Origin of the sequence: Noviherbaspirillum pedocola, assembly GCF_016632335.1 — a bacterium.
GTDB classification, from domain to species: Bacteria; Pseudomonadota; Gammaproteobacteria; order Burkholderiales; family Burkholderiaceae_D; genus Noviherbaspirillum_A; species Noviherbaspirillum_A pedocola.
This window is the reverse complement of sequence record NZ_JAEPBG010000027.1, coordinates 32,716-49,042: the sequence shown is the minus strand read 5'-3', so window position 1 is coordinate 49,042 and position 16,327 is coordinate 32,716. Positions and strand designations below refer to the sequence as shown.

The window sequence follows — 16,327 nt, the reverse complement described above, 5'->3', positions numbered from 1 at the left end:
AAGCGGGGCGCGGCTAAACTCGCTACGCTGCGCTTCGCTCAGACAGACGCCGCACCTTATCCGCTTCAGGGCCCGGCGCCACGGCGCGATCAACGGGATTAAAAGCAACGGCAACGACAAAAGCCAACGGCAACGGCAACGGCAACGGCAACGGCAACGGCAACGGCAACGGCAACTGTAAAGGCAGACCTGAACGTCCCGTACCTTGGCCGCAGCCTCGCACCCCTGCAGCATAGTGCTATTGCAACCAATGCAGCAGTTACCGCGCGGCGACCTTGAAAAGGCTGGCGTGGCAGCCTAACCCACGAAAGCTTGGACCAAGGGCACACGTCCAAGGCCGAGCGCGGCGCCAGCTCAGCTCTGCGGATAGTGCCGGTACACCGATGTACTGCCATCGGCCTTAACCAAAAACACGTCGTACGGATCCTTGCGCGGTCCTTCCATACCGGGACTTCCCATCGGCATGGACGGCACCGCCAGTCCCCTGGCCTTGGGCTTTTCCGCCAGCAGGCGCTTGATGTCTGCCGCCGGCACATGGCCTTCGAGCGCATAACCCTGCACGAGTGCGGTATGACAGGAACCCAGCGCCTCCGGAATGCCGAACTTCTTGCGATAGGCGCCGGTATCGCCAACATCCTGCGCCTTGACCGTGAAGCCGCTGGTTTGCAGATGTTCGATCCATCCTTCACAGCAGCCGCAGCCGGCGCTCTTGTAGACATCGACCTGCGGCGCGGTGGCAGCGCGGGTCAGGGCAGGGACCGGCAAGGCGGTCAGCAGAAGGGCTTGCAGCAATGTGCGACGTTGCATGAGTGTTTTCGACATGGCGGTTGAGGAAGAGCGATTCTCTCTCAGATGTGACAAGCGTGGGAAAACCGTGCCAACTTTCATCATCGGAACGGTCTGCAGCTTGCGCCGCGACGCTCACGGTCGTGCAGCGCCATCTGCATTGCCGCTCCATCATCTCCAGATGTCGCTGCCGCATTTCCGGTGTCATGTTTCCCATGGCGCGATCCATCATTGCACTGCGCTCCTGCGGCGTTCCGGCATTGCGCATTCTCTGGTACAGCTCGCACATGGACTTCATGTCCATCATGCCTCCCTGGCCCATCATGTCTTGCCCGCCACCCATCATGCCCTGGCTGCCGCCCATCATGCCTCCCTGACCCATCATGCCCTGGCCACCACCCATCATCCCGCCTCGCACATCCGGCGCCGCCTGTGCCGCTGTGCCTGAAGGCGGTGCGGCATCTTGCGGGTGATGCGCCTGGTGTTCCTGCTGCGTGATGCCGCCTTGCGAGGCCGGCTCCCTGCCTTGTTGCTGTGTCGCTGCGCATCCAGCCAGGGACGCGGCCGCGACAAGGCCGACGAGCAGCGAACCGAGATTGCTGTGTAGAGGTTTCATTTGTGACTCCTTGCGAAGAAAGCGAATCCGGGACGAAGCACCTTGCAGGTGCGGACATGCATGCCAATTCATCGTATTGACCGGCTTGCCGAATTCGATTGACCTGCATCAAAAGCAACCGTGTCCACGAATGCTGCGACAAGCGGTCATGCGGCCTGTTCCTTGCTATTTCTAAGCCTCAGCGCATTGGTAATCACCGAAACCGAGCTCAGGCTCATGGCCAGCGCGGCAATCATCGGCGACAGCAAATGGCCCGTGATCGGGTAGAGCAGACCTGCGGCCAATGGAATGCCGAGCGCGTTGTACACGAAGGCAAAGCCGAGGTTCTGATACATATTGCGCACCGTTTCCTCGGACAAGCTGCGCGCGCGCGCAATCGCGCGCAGGTCGCCCTTCACCAGGGTCACATGGGCCGAATTGATCGCCACATCGGTGCCTGTTCCCATGGCCAGGCCGATGTCGGCCGCGGCCAGCGCCGGCGAATCGTTGATGCCGTCGCCAGCCATGGCCACCACCTTGCCCTGCCGCTGCAGTCCTCTCACCAGCTCCAGCTTGGTCTCCGGCCGGACCTCGCCATGCACTTCCTCGATGCCCAGCCGTTTGCCTACCGCCTTCGCGGTGGCAAGTCCATCCCCGGTTGCCATTACCACTTTCAGGCCCGCGCTACGCAATGCGCGCAGGGCTTCAGGAGTGCTGTCCTTCACCGGGTCGGATACGGCGATGAGGCCGACCAGGCGCATGCCCGATGCCAGGTACATGACACTGGCGCCTTCGCTGCGCAGTCCTTCCGCCTGCTGCGCCAGCGGATGCCAATCGATGTTCTCGGCATCCATGAGCGCGGTGTTGCCCAGGGCGATGGGCTGTCCCGCCAGCATGCCGCGCACGCCGATGCCGCTCGAAGATTCGAAGCTTTCCGGCTTGTCGAGCGATAGCCCGCGCCGGCGCGCCTCGGCAACGATCGCATGGGCAAGCGGATGCTCGCTGCCCTGGTCGATGCTGGCGGCAATGCGCAGTACATCCGCCTCGCTGAACCCTTCGGCGGCGACGACCCGGTCAAAGGCCGGCTTGCCTGCAGTGAGCGTGCCGGTCTTGTCGACGATCAGCGTATCGACCTTGCGCATGCTTTCGATCGCCGCGGCATCGCGGAACAGGATGCCCTGCGTGGCGGCGCGTCCGGTTGCGGCCATGATGGACATCGGCGTTGCCAGACCGAGCGCGCAGGGACAGGCGATGATCAGCACCGCAACGGCGTTGACGAAACCGTAGACCCAGCTCGGCTCCGGTCCGAACATGCCCCAGCCAAGCAGTGTCAGCGCGGCGATGCCGACGACCACGACCACGAAATAGCCGGCCACGACATCGGCCAGGCGCTGCATCGGCGCCCGCGAACGCTGGGCATTGGCCACCATCTGCACGATCTGCGAAAGCATGGTCTGCGAGCCGACCTTCTCCGCGCGCATGACCAGGCTGCCGCTGGTGTTCAGCGTCGCGCCGGCGAGCTTGTCGCCGGGACGTTTCGTCACCGGCACCGGCTCGCCGGTCAGCATGGATTCATCGACTGCGCTTTCGCCTTCCAGCACTGCGCCGTCGACCGGCACCTTTTCCCCGGGACGCACGCGCAGCGCATCGCCGACATGCACATGGGTCAGCGGCACATCTTCCTCGGCGCCGTCGGCCCGGATGCGCCGCGCCGTCTTCGGCGCCATGGCCAGCAGCGACTTGATTGCCGCCGATGTCTGCGAGCGTGCGCGCAGCTCGAGCATCTGGCCGAGCAGCGTCAGCGAAATGATCGCGGCCGCCGCTTCGAAATACACGCTTACCCGCCCATGCGCGGCAAAGCCGGCAGGGAAGATGCCGGGCGCCACGGTGGCGACGATGCTGTAGCAATATGCCGCGCCCACGCCGGTGCCGATCAGGGTCCACATGTTGGGACGGCGTTTGACGATGGATTGCCACCAGCGCGTAAAGAAGGGCCATCCCGCCCAGAGAACCACCGGTGTGCTGAGCGCGAATTCGATCCAGCTCTGGCCGCGCAAACCCTGCGGAAACAGCAGGTGTCCGAACATGGCCAGCGCGAATACCGCAAGCGACAGCGGCAAAGTCCACCAGAAGCGGCGCCGGAAGTCGACGAGCTCGGGATTCTCGCTGTCTTCCAGCGATGGCATTTCGGGCTCGAGCGCCATGCCGCAAATCGGGCAGGCGCCGGGCGTGCTCTGTCGCACTTCCGGATGCATGGGGCAGGTGTACATCGTGCCCGCCGGCGCCGCGCCGGCTTGCGCGTCGCCGGGACGGGTGTCGACATAGGCCTGCGGATCGGATTGGAACCGGTCCATGCAGCGCCTGCTGCAGAAGTGATAGGTCTGGCCTTTGAAAGCGATTTCCCTGTCGGGGTCCGGGCCGACCTTCATGCCGCACACGGGGTCGGTGTAAGGCGCGTCCGTGGCCGCCGTGCCGCTTTCACCGCGTTCGTCATACCCGTGGGCGCCTTCGATCACGGGCGCGCCATGTTCATGATGGTGATGCGATTCGTTCTTCACGCCCGGCCTCCATGTTTGCCTGCTGCATTCGGCACACTACATCTTTTCCTTGATGCCGCTCTTCAACAGCCACCAGTTCACCGGATAGCTGGTGATGAAGCCGCAGATCATCGCGATCTGCATCATGAACCAGAACTCCGGGCTGTTGACCTCAAGCCTTACGCCCAGCACCTTGCGAAACAACCAGAAATTGGCGACGGCCATGAAGCAGTACATGCCGACCTGCCATGCCGTCAGCGAAAGGGTATCGGCCTTGAGCGCCTGCCAGATGCCCTCGAGCTTGCCGAGGTGGCGCATCGGCACGATGGTGAAGTACTGGAACGCGACGCCGAGCACGAAGGCGAAGATGAAGTCCAGCACCCAGACCGCATACATCTTCTCGCTGAAGATGCTGTGCCAGCCGAACCAGACCGCAACACCCGGCGCCGCGAAGGCCAGCCATTCCGCGCAGATGTCGCCGATGCAGCAGCCGCTGCCGCAATGCGACGCGCCCTTGGCCACCATGGCGGGGAAAGGCGTGTCGGTCTTGTTGGGCGGCTCCTTGCCCGCCTTCTTTGCCCGCATCATGGCTTCGCTGCTTGCGAGGCGGCCATAGCGGAAGTATCCCCAGACGGTAATGAGCGTGCCGAACAAGGCAGTCACCGGCCATACGATGTTCATGATGCCCATGTGCTGCGGGTGACGAATGACATCGACGAGTACTATCGCCGCGCACAGCAAGCCCAGCGCAAGGATGAGTATCGACAGGATGTGCAGCCAGGACGGCACCATTGCGAACCTCAAAGTATGGCGGCAGGGAATATGCCGCGTTCAGAATTGCCCGGGATGCGCATGCCGCGCTATCGCATACCGGGCGCCATTTCTCCAACGGGTATCAGGCAGCCATGCGGCGGCATTCCTCTGCGCAGCGTTTGCAAGCCGCCGCGCATTCCTGGCAATGACTCATCTGATGCTTGCCACACTCATCGGCGCATGTCTGGCAGATATCCGCGCATAGCCGGCAGATCGCTTTCGCATGTTCGCTGCCGCGTGCCATATAACCGGCCGCAAGCCGGCAGATCTGCGCGCAATCCATGTCCAGCGCGATGCAGCGCGCCATCATCTTCACGTCCTGCTCCTGCAAGCAGGATGCCGCGCAGAAGTCGCAGGCGCTTGCGCAGGCGTTGCAGGCCTCGATACAGGATGCGTACTGTTGGTTTGCCATAAGGTCCTCCGTTTGACGTCGAGACAAGGTGCTTCACTTCAAAACAGCATTCCGGGGACTTCCTTTCCCGTCTGCCCCAAGCCTGTGTCCCCGGGAATCGTATGAGCACGATTTCCATTTGCAGGAACACACCATCTGCGTTTGAGAGAACGCGGGGATGACTTGGTTCAGCAATCCGTCTGCAAATTCTTTGTCGCTTGAGGGGCATCAACACGGATTGAATCGGGATGCGATAGTCAAAGACGAGCGCCGGCCTGGAAACGATTTCCATGCGGTTTGCTGCTCCAACATCGCGGCGTGAAACCGGACGGTCTCACGCCGTTCCTGCTTCTCGGTTCACATCTCAGTTCTGCTTCTCGATGCGCGTCACGGTCAGTTGTCCATTCGGCTGCTCCGCGACGAAGCGGATGCGGTCGCCGACCTGCACCGCATCGAGCATGGCCGGATCCTGCACGCGGAAAGCCATGGTCATGCCGCCCATGCCGAGATTGCGCAGCGGGCCGTGCTTGATGGTTAGCTTGCCGGCACTGCGATCGATCTTGCGAACTTCGCCGGAGGACATGGCCTCATCAGCGCTCGCGCTGGTCTGCGTGGCTTGCGCATGGCTGCTTGCAGCGAATGAGACGGCGAGCCAGGCGGCGAGCAGGGTCCTTGCCAGGAAGGTCATGGTGGTCGTCTTTCCGAGTTTCATGGTGCGTCAGTGATATCGAAGCGGGTTGTCTGTGGTTCGAAGGCGTTGCAGATGCATCGCCATCGAAACGCTTAATGCCGGTGTCCCTGCGGCTTGCGCACATGCAGTTCAGCGCCCGAAGGGGAAGCGTCCGCCTGCGGCGCGCTGCTTGCCGCAGGCATGTCTCCGGCCCATTCGTAAGCGACCGTGCCTTTCGGATGCCGGTACCAGCCGGGGTCCGAGTAATCGCCGGGCTTCTGGTCGCGTCGCACCTTCACCGTGGTGAACATGCCGCCCATCTCGATGTTGCCGAAGGGGCCTGCGCCGGTCATCATCGGCAGCGTGTTGTCCGGCAGTGGCATTTCCATGCCGTCCATCGCGCCGCCGCGCTCGCCCATGGCCATGTAGTCCGGCACCAGGCGGTTGATGCGCTGTGCAATGTCGCGCTGATCGACGCCTATCATCGTCGGCACCTGGTGTCCCATTGCATTCATCGTGTGATGCGACTTGTGGCAATGGAAGGGCCAGTCGCCGGGCGCGTCGGCGATGAATTCGAGCGCGCGCATCTGGCCTACGCCGATATCCATGGTCACTTCGGGAAAGCGCGCTTCCGGCCGTATCCAGCCGCCGTCGGTGCCGGTGATGAAGAACTCGTGGCCATGCAGATGGAACGGATGATTCGTCATCGTCAGGTTGCCCATGCGGATGCGCACGCGGTCGCCCTGGCGCACGTTCATCGAGTCGATTCCTGGGAACACACGGCTGTTGATGGTCCAGAGATTGAAGTCGAGCATGGTGTTGACCTTGGGCGTGTAGCTGCCCGGCTCGATGTCGTAATTCCCGAGCAGGAACACGAAGTCGCGGTCCACGCGCATGAAGTCCAGGTTCTTCGGGTGCGTGACCCAGAAGCCCATCAGGCCCATCGCCATCTGCACCATCTCGTCCGAATGCGGGTGATACATGAAGGTGCCCGGACGCGCCGCAACGAATTCATACACAAAGGTCTTGCCCGGCGGGATGCCGGGCTGCGTCAGGCCCATCACGCCATCCATGCCGTTGGGCAGGCGCTGCCCATGCCAGTGGATGCTGTGCGCCTCGGGCAGTTTGTTGGTGACGAAGATGCGCACCCGGTCGCCTTCGACCACCTCGATCGTCGGGCCGGGCGACTGGCCGTTGTAACCCCACAGATTGGCTTTCATGCCCGGCGCGATCTCGCGCACCACAGGCTCGGCCACCAGATGGAATTCCTTGACGCCATTGTTCATCCGCCACGGCAGCGACCAGCCGTTCAGGGTGACGACGGGGTGGTACGGCCGTCCATTGGATGGAGAGAGCGGAGCCTGCGTCGCTGCGTTGTCCATCATGACCGCGTCGGGCAGGGACGCCGCGCCGACCCGGCTGACTACGCCAGCGCCCACCATGGTCGCTGCGCCGGTCAGGAAATTTCTGCGTGTAAGCATTGCCTATCCCTTTCAGTCTTGTGCTTGTCCTGGTGCCGGGCTGCCCATCAGGGTCGAGCCGCCGGCGCCGCTGCCATTGATTGCCGCTTCCAGCCTGGTCTGTGCTATCCAGAAGTCGCGCTGTGCCCCGATGGCGGCATTGACGCCGCCGACCTGGGCGCGCGCGTCGGCGAGCAGCTCGAAGACGCTCGCCAGCATGCCGTTGTAGCGCAGCAGAACTTCATCGGAAATCCGCTTGCGCAGCGGGACAACCTCGTCGCGATAGTGCCGGGCGATGTCGTAGCTGGTCCGGTACGCGGAATAGGCTTCCCGGACTTCCGAGCGGGCGCGGATGGCGGTATCCGCCGTTCTCTGGACCGCCTGCATGTAGGTCGCCTCGGCGCGGGCAGTCCGGGCGCTGCCCCAGTCGAAAATCGGCAGTTCCAGTGAAACCTCGTAACCGTTCTCGCGCGGCGCGCCGGTCTGGCTCTTGTTGATGTAGCCGGCGTCGAAGACATTGATGAAGCGCGTTGCCCGGGTCAGCCCGAGCGCATTCGCAGTGGCTTCGGTGCTGCGCTTGACCGCCTGCACATCAAGGCGCTGTTGCATCGCAAGCGTCTCGATATCGGCCGCTTCCTGCGGCGCCTTGGGCAAATCCGGCAAGCGCTCGGGGATCCTGTACTCGGCGGCAGCCGTGCCCCATAAGCCAAGCAGGCGGGTGAGCGCCTCGCGCTCGGCTGTGGCGTTGTGGCGTGCGCGGGCCAGCTGCGTCGTCGCATCCGCGTAAAAGGATTGTTCGCGCGCGCCGTCGAGCTTGCTCCAGTTGCCCACGCGGCGCATGCGCTCGGCGAGTTCGGCGCTGGCCCGGGCCGCATCGAGAACCTGCTCGGCATACCGTACCGACTGTTGCGCCGCTACTGCATTGAAATAGGCGCGCCGGGTGTCGGCGGCAAGCTGCACGGCCTGGGCTGCGGCAAAAAGCTTTGCCTGCTCGAAGCGCCGGCTCTCGATGCCGATGCGCGCCGGCAGGGTCAGGAGGCCAATGAAGTCGAACATGACGCTGCGGTCGATTTCGACATCGTCACCACCGCGCAGGCGGGAAAATGTGAACCCCGGATTTCTGAGCCGGCCCGCCTGGACCAGATTCGCTTCAGCAATGCCCAGCTCGGCAAGTGAGGCCTGCAGCCCCTTGTTATTGATCAGGGCGACTCGGACTGCGGAGTCCGGCGTGAGCGGCTCCTGCAGAAGCTGGTTCACCGCTTGACGGACTTCGGCAGCGTCGTCGGCTGCGCTTGCGCGCTGTACGGCTTGTCCGGTGCGCGTCTTCGTCATGGCGGAGACCGTATCCAGTCCGCCATCCTCGGAAAACGTTGCGCAGCCCGTCAGGATCAAGGCTGACAATGCCATGGCCAGCGGCTTTGCCGCGACCGCCTTTGGTGTGATGTGCATGCTGTTTCCTAATGATGGTGGCTGCCATGATCGGCATGCGGGGCGGGACGGTTATTGCCCGAAGCGGCCGCAGGAGCATGCGACTCCGGGCCGGGCATGGTCATGGCTCCATGTCCGGCGTGCTCGGTCTGCTGGACGAGTTGCTCATTGGCCTGGCGCCAGACGGCATCCGGAGCCGCGCTGCTATCGGCAGCGGCCCGGTAATCGCTGAAGGCGGAAACATACGCGGGTGCCGCTGTCGCGGCGTTCGGGTCGGTCGGGTCCGGCAACGCCTGCTGCGCGATGGCGGCCGCTGGCAGCAGCGCAGCCGCCGCGAGTAAATGGGTAAGCGACATCATGTCCTCGAAATCGATAGTTCAGGCGCGCGGGCGCACGCCAACCATGCCGCGAGACGGGAACGCGGGATGCGCCTAAGCATCCTCCGGGTTCCGGCCGCGGTACGCGATCAGGCGGCAAGACGTTTGGGCGGACGTTCCAGAGCGGAAGGAATGAAGCTGGTGAGGAGCGGGGAAGGATATGCCGGCAGTGCGAAAGCCGCGGCGCGCTGTGGCATGGAGATGGGCGCCAGGCTCAACGCAAGGGCGCCGGGACAGCAATTGGCGCAGGTGCCGCAGACGCTGGCCCCGTGCTTGACGTGATGCGCCTTGTGCATGGCTGGGTCCGACACGGTGTGATCATGAGGCATGCCCTGATTCGACATCGCCATGGACGCTTCATGCTGATGATGCTCAACGGACAGCGCCGTTTCCGCGCCTCCGTGCCCGGTGGAACCGCAAGCCGCCATGGCCGCGGCTGCCATGCCCTGGACGGGCAGGGCGGCGAGCAACAGCCAGAGCAGCAATGTCTTGAGGAAGCGGTTCATGCGTTAGAGGCAGCGATTGACGGCGCGTGGCGAGAGTGCTTATCCAAAGGCAACGCCCGGGATTCTAAAGCCTCCCACCACGGCAAGGTCAAGCGGATTCGCTTGGTTCCTGGCTCTGAATCTTCGCGCCGCGCCGACGCAGCAGGGCGAGCGCGCCGCTCAGCAACAGTGCCGCACTGCCCGGCTCGGGCAAGGGCTGTAACGGGGATGGGGATACGGCCGCCGGTGTCACATCGACGATGCTGATGTCATCGAGATCGAAAGCCGTCGGCGCGTTGTAACCCGTGAAGCTCAGCAGCGATTGCGGCGAAGCCGCGACCACGGTCTGCGAAAACTGGCGGTAGTCAAAGCCCGCATCGTTGGACAGCGTCAGCAGCGTAGCGCCGGCAAATTGCGCGGAAAAGGCATTGTCCGGCGCGCTTGCGGCCTCGCTCTGCAGGAAGAAACTGACCAGGTAGCTGTTGCCTGGCACGGTGGCGATGGTCTGCGTGATCGTATCGGGCGCATTGGGATCGACGCCGGCAAAGAAGGCGCCGTAGGTCCCGGTGTGCGGGCTTTCGGCATCGACACCGACGAAACCGCCGCCGGCCGCGGAAATCGCAAACCCGGACAAATTGCCGGTCTCAAAGTCGCCATTGGCAACGAGCGCCGCATGGGCGGAACCGAACGTCGCCAGGCACAGGCATCCGCATGCCGCCACAGCCCGAATGAATCGCATCTGACGCACCTCCACGAAAGAAAAAATGGGCAAAGGCCGCTGCCGGAGTGAGCGGTATCCGGCGCGGCGCGCCGCGGTTCGACTTTCACTGGCGGTGCAGGTTCCGGCTTGCCCGATTAAAACGCGTGCCGCAGGCAATGGAACCGCGGCACGCGTCGCCCGCCAGGGCGGCGGATTGAGTAAGGGGCAAGCTATCGTGGACGACTTAACTGGCGCTCTCGGACACGCATTTCTTCATGAACGACGCCTTGGCCGCGCCAGCGAGCGGCTTGCCGTTCTTGTCGACCGCCTTGGGCTGGCAGCTCGCTTCGGCTGCCTTCGCGCCATCCGCTTCACACTTCTTCATGAACGAGGACTTGGCGGCGCCCGCCAGGGGTTTGCCATTCTTGTCAACGGCTTTGGTCGCGCAGGCGGCATTGGCGGCAAACGAAATTTGCGGCAGTGCCGCAGCGATCAGCGACAGCGAGCATGCTGCGCACAGCAGAATTTTTTTCATGAATGTCCCCAGTTGTTGTCAAGGCGAAATGCCTTGGCCTATAAACGCACGAATATACGTTTAGTTGACAAAATTGTTAGCGAGATTACGCTGGCGCAAAGCTGCTGGTGTTAATGGATGGGCCGCTCGATCTGATAACCAGATCGTAGGACCAGATCGTAGGTGGGCGCAGCCCCCGCGAGCGTTTGGTCAACGCGTGGGCTGCGCCCACCCTACGGACCAATTCTTCGCACCGCAACGCACTGCACACGCATCCATCACGCCCACGCCCCCACCATCCTCCGCAATCCGCGCAGCCCATACAGCAATCGCAGCACCAGCCGCACCAGCCGCACCAGCCGCACCAGCCGCACCAGCCGCGGCAGCGGGTAGGGCGTTTCCGGCGCCAGCGCAATGCCGAAGGCGCGCACCATGCCCGCGAGCACTTCCATGTGCCGGCTTTCTTCCCACGCACGCAAAACCAACGCAGCGCGCATGTCCGCATCGGCGTGTGCCTGCCCCGCGCTACGCGAGGCCTGCTGGCCGGCATCGATGCGCCGCTGCTGTTGTCGCTCGCGTCGCGTCCGGGGCAGTTGCCGGCGTTGCTGCGGCTGGGCTTGGACGCGCGGGCAGCGTCGAGCGACTTGTGCTCAGTGGCGCACGTCCGGATCGGGGAATGGCAATGCCGGCGCGCGAGCAGGCAGGGTACCGCTGATCTTCCCGAAGCTTGACGCGCGTGCCCGGTCATGCGCTCATGCAGGCGAGCGGTTCATCGCCAGAATTCTGTAGAGCATCAGGACTTGAATGAGAGGACGTCATTGGCCTGGATGATCGCTGCCGCAATGGATTCGGCAGTCACCCGCTTGCTCATCGCCTGATCGCGGATCACGCGGTACGCCTCGTCCTTGGAGATGCCACGCTGCCGGCACAGGATTTCCTGCGCCTCGTTGAGAACGCGCATGCCGCCGATCTTTTCCTCGAGGCGGTTCACCCGGCGGCGCAGCTTCCTGATGTCGTTGGCGACTTCCCGTACCAATACCAGGGCGCTCAGAATGCCGAAGGAACGGATCGGGGAAGCGATGACGCCTTTCGCGCCCATGCGCAACACCGCCTCGATGATCGTCGGATTCTCGTAAGTCACCACCGCGATCACCGCCGGCGCTTCATCTCCCCGGGACCACTCGAAATTATGGTTGATCATGTCGGGGTTCACGGCCATGAATACCAGGTCTGTCCCGGGCGGCAGTTCACATGGCGGCGGCCAGAAGGCGTGGACCTTGCAACCGATGCGCTCTATCTGTTTCGTGAGACTTTCGCCATCTTCGTCGCGAGGATGAAAGATGCACACTTGCAGCGTGCGCAGATCCTTCATGATCTGCGGGATGGCGCGATAGGGCGGATTGACGAGCTTGGCCTGGAATCGATCCCGGTTCATTCCGCCTCCAGCGTACTCAGCGCAACAGTCCAGTCACCCAGCGAGTGGGAAACGAGATAAGGGTCGGGCACCACCGGGCGTTGAGATTCCCGCACGATCGTGAACTGCCCCTGCAGATTTGCCCGGCCGATCCGTGGGTAAAGCATGGTGTGGTGATTCGAAGGCTCTATCCTGACCAGGCCCTGCGGCGCCTGAAACTCGGCGCCGAGCAGGCGCGGCATCAGCGCATCGAGATCATCGGTTTCGGCTTGCCGCATCGCGTCGGCGAACAGATGCACCTGGAAATAAGCGGCTTCCCAGCATGCGTTCGGCATGGCCTCGCCATTGAAGCGGCGCTGGAATTTTTCCACGCAAGCCCGGTTGACCGCGGAATCGATGGATTGGAAGTACGGCGACGAGGTGTAGTGCCCGTTGGCGATATCGGCTCCCATCTGCGCGACCTCGACTTCGCAGGTCGTCAGGCTGCCGATCGGAAGCTTGCCCGGATCGAGTCCGGCTTCCGCATAGGCGCGGTAGAAATGCTTGGTCGCGTTGCCGACCACGGTCGAGAAGATGAAATCCGGTTGCTTGACCCGGATGTCCTCGACGATGCGCGCGAAGTCCTTCTCACCGGCGTTGAGCGGCACATAGCTCTTCCCGAGTATCTCGCCCCCTTCATGCTGCATCACCAGGTCGGTCATGATCCGATTGGATTCATAGGGATAGATGTAGTCGGACCCGACCAGATACACGCGTGGACCGAAAGTCGATGTCATGAATTCGGCCAGCTGCACGCTGTTCTGATTGGGAGCGGCGCCGGTGTAGATCAGATTGTTCGAGTACTCGAAACCTTCATACAGCGTCGCGTAGAACAATAGACAGTTGCGCTTCTCGACCACCGGTATGACCGCCTTGCGCGTGCTCGACATGTAGCAGCCGAAGATGACCTTGACGCCGTCGATGGAGACAAGACGTTCCGCGAGTTCGCGGTACTTGGGTGGACTGGACTGCGGATCGTACATGACCGGAACGATCTCCCTGCCATTGATGCCGCCCGCGCCGTTGATCTCCTCGATCGCCAGGAGCGTGCCGAGACGCTGCGAGGATTCGATCTGCGAAGTGACGCCGGTCCATGAATACAGGATTCCTACCTTGATGGGATCACGCTTTTGCATTCTGGCATTCCTTTTCCACCGCTACGCAATGAGCCGGTAGGAGCAGCTGTTGCGGAACCTGACCGGATTGTATGGTTTTCATCGCAAGCGCTCAACGGCCGATGATGCGTTCGACCGAGCGCGCAAGCTGATGCGGCAGCGACACGGCATTGTCGATGATCAGGAAGTTCCAGTCACCGAATATTCTCCGCACATAGCGGTCCGCGCGCCGATCCAGCGTGAGACAGAATGCATCGATGCCTCTGAGCGACAACGCGTCTATGGCATGCCTCGCATCCTCGATCAGGTACTCCCGGTCGACGACATCGATATCCGAGGGCTCGCCGTCGGTCAGCACCATCAGCACCTTCTTTTCAGCGGTTTCGCGCGCCAGGCAGGCCTGCGCATGACGAAGCGCGGCGCCCATCCGGGTCGACAGGCTGCCCTGCTGCCGTGCCAGATAGCGCGACTGCGCGTCGCCGAACGGCACGTCGAATTCCTTGATGTGGGTGTACCTCACTTCATTGCGGCCGTTGGATGCGAAGCCATGGATGGCAATGCGCGCGGCATGCGGATCAGCCGATTCGGCAAGCAGCCGCGCCGCCTGCTTCTCCAGATCCAGCACCGAGGTGAAGCTGCCGGCGATACGGTCATTGGTCGATTCCGACAGGTCGAGCAGGAGCAGGATCGCGAGGGTTCTGCGCCGCTTTCCGGGCCGCTGGAATATGCGCGGATCCGGCGTCATCCGGCCGCGCATGCTGACACGGCTTTCGATCGCGGCATCGAGATCGAGCTCCTCGCCCTCATGCTGGCGCCGCATGCGCAGCGCCCGGTCCAGCAGGCGCGCCCGCGGCGTGACTGCGCGCCGTGGCAGGCCGGGCGGGGCGGCGGGTCGCTGGTCCATGTTGCCGGGCCAGGAGGGCGCCGGCGCATCAATGATCGTGGCCCAGTCAGGGCGCAGTTGCGAGATCCGGCAATCCCATTCGGGATAGCGCAGCACTTCGCGCTCGGTCGAGAGCACCGGCGATATCTTCGGGACATCGGCAGCCTCCTGCTCGCGCGGTATCCATTGCACCGACTCGCGCGCCAATGCCTCGTCCGGCGGCGTCTGCTGGCTGTCCGTATCAAATTCCCACAACAGCGTGTTGTCGTCGCGGTACGCCGGGGTTGTCCGGTACTGCTCCGGCACGAAGCGCACCCGCATCTGCCCGAGGTCATTGGCCAGGATGCTCGCGACCTCGTTGAACGCATCGAGCCGTTCCAGGTCCGATGCGCATTGCTCGAAGAGGTCCCGGCCCTTGTTGACCCAGTGGTTCGGATCGCTGTAGGAAGCGTCGTGTATCGCGCGTGCCAGGCGAGCGGTGAGGGAAGCGATATCGAGCTCGTTGCGCTCGCCGGAAGCGGTATGGAAATTGCCCCAGAGCGCATGCAGGCCCGGATAGTCCCGGCACATCAGGCGTTCGACCCGGGCATCTTCTATCAGTCCAAGTATGGCCAGGTGCATGGGCTTGCGCCGGCCGGCAGGCTGGTGGCGCGGCGAGAAGCGCAGATGCGCCAGCGCGTGGGTCACCGCCGCCAGGTAAATGTCGCCACAGGCCGCGCCATCGATCGCCAGGTAATGCTCGGGAAGCAGCAGCACGCCATCACTGATCGCGCTGCGCCGCGCAAGCGCGTTCAGCGCATCCTGCCTGCATGGCTTGATGTCGAGATTCGGCATGCCAAAGCCGGCAAGCACGTATTGCAGCGCATTGCGCCGGCGCGCCAGCGATACCCCTTCGGCTTCGAGCTCGAGGCTGCGCGCTGCCGCCGGGTCGGACAGATCCCAGTACCGGCTCAGCAGCGCCGGATGATTCGGATACAGGCGCAATCCTGTAAGCACCCAGCGGTGCAGCGCCGGCGTATCCAGGCGGTCGAGCAGGTATTCCAGGCGCGGCGCAAGCGCGGCGAGCTGACCGCCGTCCTGCGCGACGATGTCCGCGCAGAGCGCAAGCACCGGCTCGAGCATGACGGCGCCGCCGGCGGCGCGCGCAATGCCGGGAAGCGCCGCAGTCAGCGCCTCGTACGCCGTGGCATCCCGCGCCCTGATTGCCTCGAGGCGATCGTCCATTCTTTCGCGCACGGCCGAATTGGCATCCATGGCCGCTTCCTAGGGTCCGAAATAGGCTTCGATGAACCCGTTCAGCGCCTGTGTCATGTCTTCGTCATCCGTGATCGGCTTTGCCATGGCAAGCGCGCAGGCTTCACGCGGTTTTATCCCGTCGGCGATCAGCAGCCCGGCATGGATCAGCATGCGGGTGGAGATGCCTTCCTCCAGCCCACGGCCGCGCAGCCCGCGCGACCGGTGCGCGATACCAACGAGCTTGGCGGCAATGTCGTCACCGACGCCGCTTTCATGCGCGACGATCGCGGTTTCCTCTGCCTGCTTGGGGTAATGGAATTCGATGGCGCCGAAACGCTGCTTGGTCGATTGCTTCAGGTCCTTGGTCGCGCTCTGGTATCCCGGATTGTAGGAAACCACGAGCTGGAAATCGGGATGGGCATGGACCAGCTCGCCGCGCTTGTCGAGCGGAAGAATGCGACGGTCATCAGTGAGCGGATGGATGATGACGGTGGTGTCCTGGCGGGCTTCCACGACTTCATCGAGATAGCAGATGCCGCCATGGCGCGCCGCCACGGTGAGCGGGCCATCGTGCCAGCGGGTGCCGTCGGCGTCGAGCAGATAGCGTCCCACCAGGTCGGACGCAGTCATGTCTTCGTTGCAGGCCAGCGTGATCAGCGGCTTGTTCAGGCTCCACGCCATGAATTCCATGAAGCGCGTCTTGCCGCATCCCGTGGGCCCCTTCAGGATCATCGGCATGCGCCGGCCATAGGCGGCGCGGAACAGCTCGACTTCGTTTGCCACCGGCTTGTAATAGGGCTTCGCTTCGACGAGATAGCCCCGGATCTGTTCGTTCATTCGCGGCTCCATGTTCCGGGAGCTGCATCACGCAGCCCCCGTATTGC

At 63.4% G+C, this 16,327-nt stretch carries 17 protein-coding genes; 1 reads left to right on the top strand and 16 read right to left on the bottom strand.

Going from position 1 to position 16,327, the window contains the following annotated elements; genetic code table 11:
• Window positions 1-354: 354 nt before the first annotated feature.
• The gene (locus JJB74_RS29815) at window positions 355-807 is read right to left on the bottom strand and encodes a DUF411 domain-containing protein (RefSeq protein WP_200598197.1); all 453 of its coding nucleotides are present in this window, start codon (window positions 805-807) and stop codon (window positions 355-357) included.
• Between JJB74_RS29815 and JJB74_RS29810 the strand changes: the two genes are divergently transcribed.
• Window positions 806-1,234, top strand: a complete 429-nt coding sequence (locus JJB74_RS29810; RefSeq protein WP_200598196.1) for a hypothetical protein — start codon at window positions 806-808, stop codon at window positions 1,232-1,234. The genes JJB74_RS29815 and JJB74_RS29810 overlap by 2 nt on opposite strands.
• A 314-nt stretch (window positions 1,235-1,548) precedes the next feature.
• On the opposite strand, the gene JJB74_RS29805 is transcribed toward JJB74_RS29810, so the two are convergent.
• The 15 genes from JJB74_RS29805 to JJB74_RS29735 all read right to left on the bottom strand — a co-directional run bounded on the left by JJB74_RS29805 (window position 1,549) and on the right by JJB74_RS29735 (window position 16,280).
• Window positions 1,549-3,939, bottom strand: coding sequence for a heavy metal translocating P-type ATPase (locus JJB74_RS29805; protein WP_200598195.1), 2,391 nt, complete (start codon window positions 3,937-3,939; stop codon window positions 1,549-1,551).
• Window positions 3,940-3,975: 36 nt separating this feature from the next.
• Window positions 3,976-4,710: a DUF4396 domain-containing protein gene (locus tag JJB74_RS29800; RefSeq protein ID WP_200598194.1), complete on the bottom strand. Its 735-nt coding sequence runs from the start codon at window positions 4,708-4,710 to the stop codon at window positions 3,976-3,978.
• Window positions 4,711-4,813: 103 nt separating this feature from the next.
• Entirely contained in the window at window positions 4,814-5,143 is a 330-nt protein-coding gene (locus JJB74_RS29795; protein WP_200598193.1) for a four-helix bundle copper-binding protein, read from the bottom strand.
• A 343-nt stretch (window positions 5,144-5,486) separates the two neighbouring features.
• Complete coding sequence (locus JJB74_RS29790; RefSeq protein WP_234484973.1) at window positions 5,487-5,834, bottom strand: copper-binding protein; 348 nt, start codon at window positions 5,832-5,834, stop codon at window positions 5,487-5,489.
• A 71-nt stretch (window positions 5,835-5,905) separates the two neighbouring features.
• On the bottom strand, window positions 5,906-7,273 hold the full coding sequence (locus JJB74_RS29785) for a multicopper oxidase family protein (RefSeq protein WP_200598192.1): 1,368 nt from the start codon (window positions 7,271-7,273) through the stop codon (window positions 5,906-5,908).
• A gap of 12 nt (window positions 7,274-7,285) precedes the next feature.
• Window positions 7,286-8,701: a TolC family protein gene (locus JJB74_RS29780; protein WP_234484972.1), complete on the bottom strand. Its 1,416-nt coding sequence runs from the start codon at window positions 8,699-8,701 to the stop codon at window positions 7,286-7,288.
• Between the two features lie 8 nt (window positions 8,702-8,709).
• Complete coding sequence (locus tag JJB74_RS29775; RefSeq protein ID WP_200598191.1) at window positions 8,710-9,039, bottom strand: hypothetical protein; 330 nt, start codon at window positions 9,037-9,039, stop codon at window positions 8,710-8,712.
• 107 nt (window positions 9,040-9,146) lie between these two features.
• On the bottom strand, window positions 9,147-9,563 hold the full coding sequence (locus JJB74_RS29770) for a hypothetical protein (protein ID WP_200598190.1): 417 nt from the start codon (window positions 9,561-9,563) through the stop codon (window positions 9,147-9,149).
• Window positions 9,564-9,651: 88 nt separating this feature from the next.
• Window positions 9,652-10,281, bottom strand: a complete 630-nt coding sequence (locus JJB74_RS29765; protein ID WP_200598189.1) for a hypothetical protein — start codon at window positions 10,279-10,281, stop codon at window positions 9,652-9,654.
• A 205-nt stretch (window positions 10,282-10,486) separates the two neighbouring features.
• Window positions 10,487-10,777 (bottom strand): hypothetical protein, encoded by a 291-nt coding sequence (locus JJB74_RS29760; protein WP_200598188.1) that lies wholly within the window; start codon window positions 10,775-10,777, stop codon window positions 10,487-10,489.
• Between the two features lie 257 nt (window positions 10,778-11,034).
• The gene (locus JJB74_RS29755; protein WP_200598187.1) at window positions 11,035-11,253 is read right to left on the bottom strand and encodes a hypothetical protein; all 219 of its coding nucleotides are present in this window, start codon (window positions 11,251-11,253) and stop codon (window positions 11,035-11,037) included.
• A 296-nt stretch (window positions 11,254-11,549) separates the two neighbouring features.
• Entirely contained in the window at window positions 11,550-12,191 is a 642-nt protein-coding gene (locus tag JJB74_RS29750) for an ANTAR domain-containing response regulator (RefSeq protein WP_200598186.1), read from the bottom strand.
• Window positions 12,188-13,345 carry a transporter substrate-binding domain-containing protein gene (locus tag JJB74_RS29745; protein ID WP_200598185.1) on the bottom strand — a complete coding sequence of 386 codons (1,158 nt, stop codon included), beginning with the start codon at window positions 13,343-13,345 and terminating at the stop codon, window positions 12,188-12,190. Before JJB74_RS29745 ends, JJB74_RS29750 begins: the two co-directional genes overlap by 4 nt.
• A gap of 91 nt (window positions 13,346-13,436) precedes the next feature.
• On the bottom strand, window positions 13,437-15,461 hold the full coding sequence (locus JJB74_RS29740; protein ID WP_200598184.1) for a nitric oxide reductase activation protein NorD: 2,025 nt from the start codon (window positions 15,459-15,461) through the stop codon (window positions 13,437-13,439).
• A gap of 9 nt (window positions 15,462-15,470) precedes the next feature.
• Complete coding sequence (locus JJB74_RS29735) at window positions 15,471-16,280, bottom strand: CbbQ/NirQ/NorQ/GpvN family protein (RefSeq protein WP_200598183.1); 810 nt, start codon at window positions 16,278-16,280, stop codon at window positions 15,471-15,473.
• Window positions 16,281-16,327 lie beyond the last annotated feature (47 nt).

Bases quoted from the DNA above. Each gene is read 5' to 3' on its own strand.
- JJB74_RS29765 (WP_200598189.1), bottom strand. From the start codon at position 10,281: ATGCGATTCATTCGGGCTGTGGCGGCATGCGGATGCCTGTGCCTGGCG.
- JJB74_RS29800 (WP_200598194.1), bottom strand. From the start codon at position 4,710: ATGGTGCCGTCCTGGCTGCACATCCTGTCGATACTCATCCTTGCGCTG.
- JJB74_RS29755 (WP_200598187.1), bottom strand. From the start codon at position 11,253: ATGCGCGCTGCGTTGGTTTTGCGTGCGTGGGAAGAAAGCCGGCACATG.
- JJB74_RS29750 (WP_200598186.1), bottom strand. From the start codon at position 12,191: ATGAACCGGGATCGATTCCAGGCCAAGCTCGTCAATCCGCCCTATCGC.
- JJB74_RS29795 (WP_200598193.1), bottom strand. From the start codon at position 5,143: ATGGCAAACCAACAGTACGCATCCTGTATCGAGGCCTGCAACGCCTGC.
- JJB74_RS29775 (WP_200598191.1), bottom strand. From the start codon at position 9,039: ATGATGTCGCTTACCCATTTACTCGCGGCGGCTGCGCTGCTGCCAGCG.
- JJB74_RS29810 (WP_200598196.1), top strand. From the start codon at position 806: ATGAGTGTTTTCGACATGGCGGTTGAGGAAGAGCGATTCTCTCTCAGA.
- JJB74_RS29780 (WP_234484972.1), bottom strand. From the start codon at position 8,701: ATGCACATCACACCAAAGGCGGTCGCGGCAAAGCCGCTGGCCATGGCA.
- JJB74_RS29740 (WP_200598184.1), bottom strand. From the start codon at position 15,461: ATGGATGCCAATTCGGCCGTGCGCGAAAGAATGGACGATCGCCTCGAG.
- JJB74_RS29785 (WP_200598192.1), bottom strand. From the start codon at position 7,273: ATGCTTACACGCAGAAATTTCCTGACCGGCGCAGCGACCATGGTGGGC.
- JJB74_RS29815 (WP_200598197.1), bottom strand. From the start codon at position 807: ATGCAACGTCGCACATTGCTGCAAGCCCTTCTGCTGACCGCCTTGCCG.
- JJB74_RS29735 (WP_200598183.1), bottom strand. From the start codon at position 16,280: ATGAACGAACAGATCCGGGGCTATCTCGTCGAAGCGAAGCCCTATTAC.
- JJB74_RS29770 (WP_200598190.1), bottom strand. From the start codon at position 9,563: ATGAACCGCTTCCTCAAGACATTGCTGCTCTGGCTGTTGCTCGCCGCC.
- JJB74_RS29745 (WP_200598185.1), bottom strand. From the start codon at position 13,345: ATGCAAAAGCGTGATCCCATCAAGGTAGGAATCCTGTATTCATGGACC.
- JJB74_RS29790 (WP_234484973.1), bottom strand. From the start codon at position 5,834: ATGAAACTCGGAAAGACGACCACCATGACCTTCCTGGCAAGGACCCTG.
- JJB74_RS29760 (WP_200598188.1), bottom strand. From the start codon at position 10,777: ATGAAAAAAATTCTGCTGTGCGCAGCATGCTCGCTGTCGCTGATCGCT.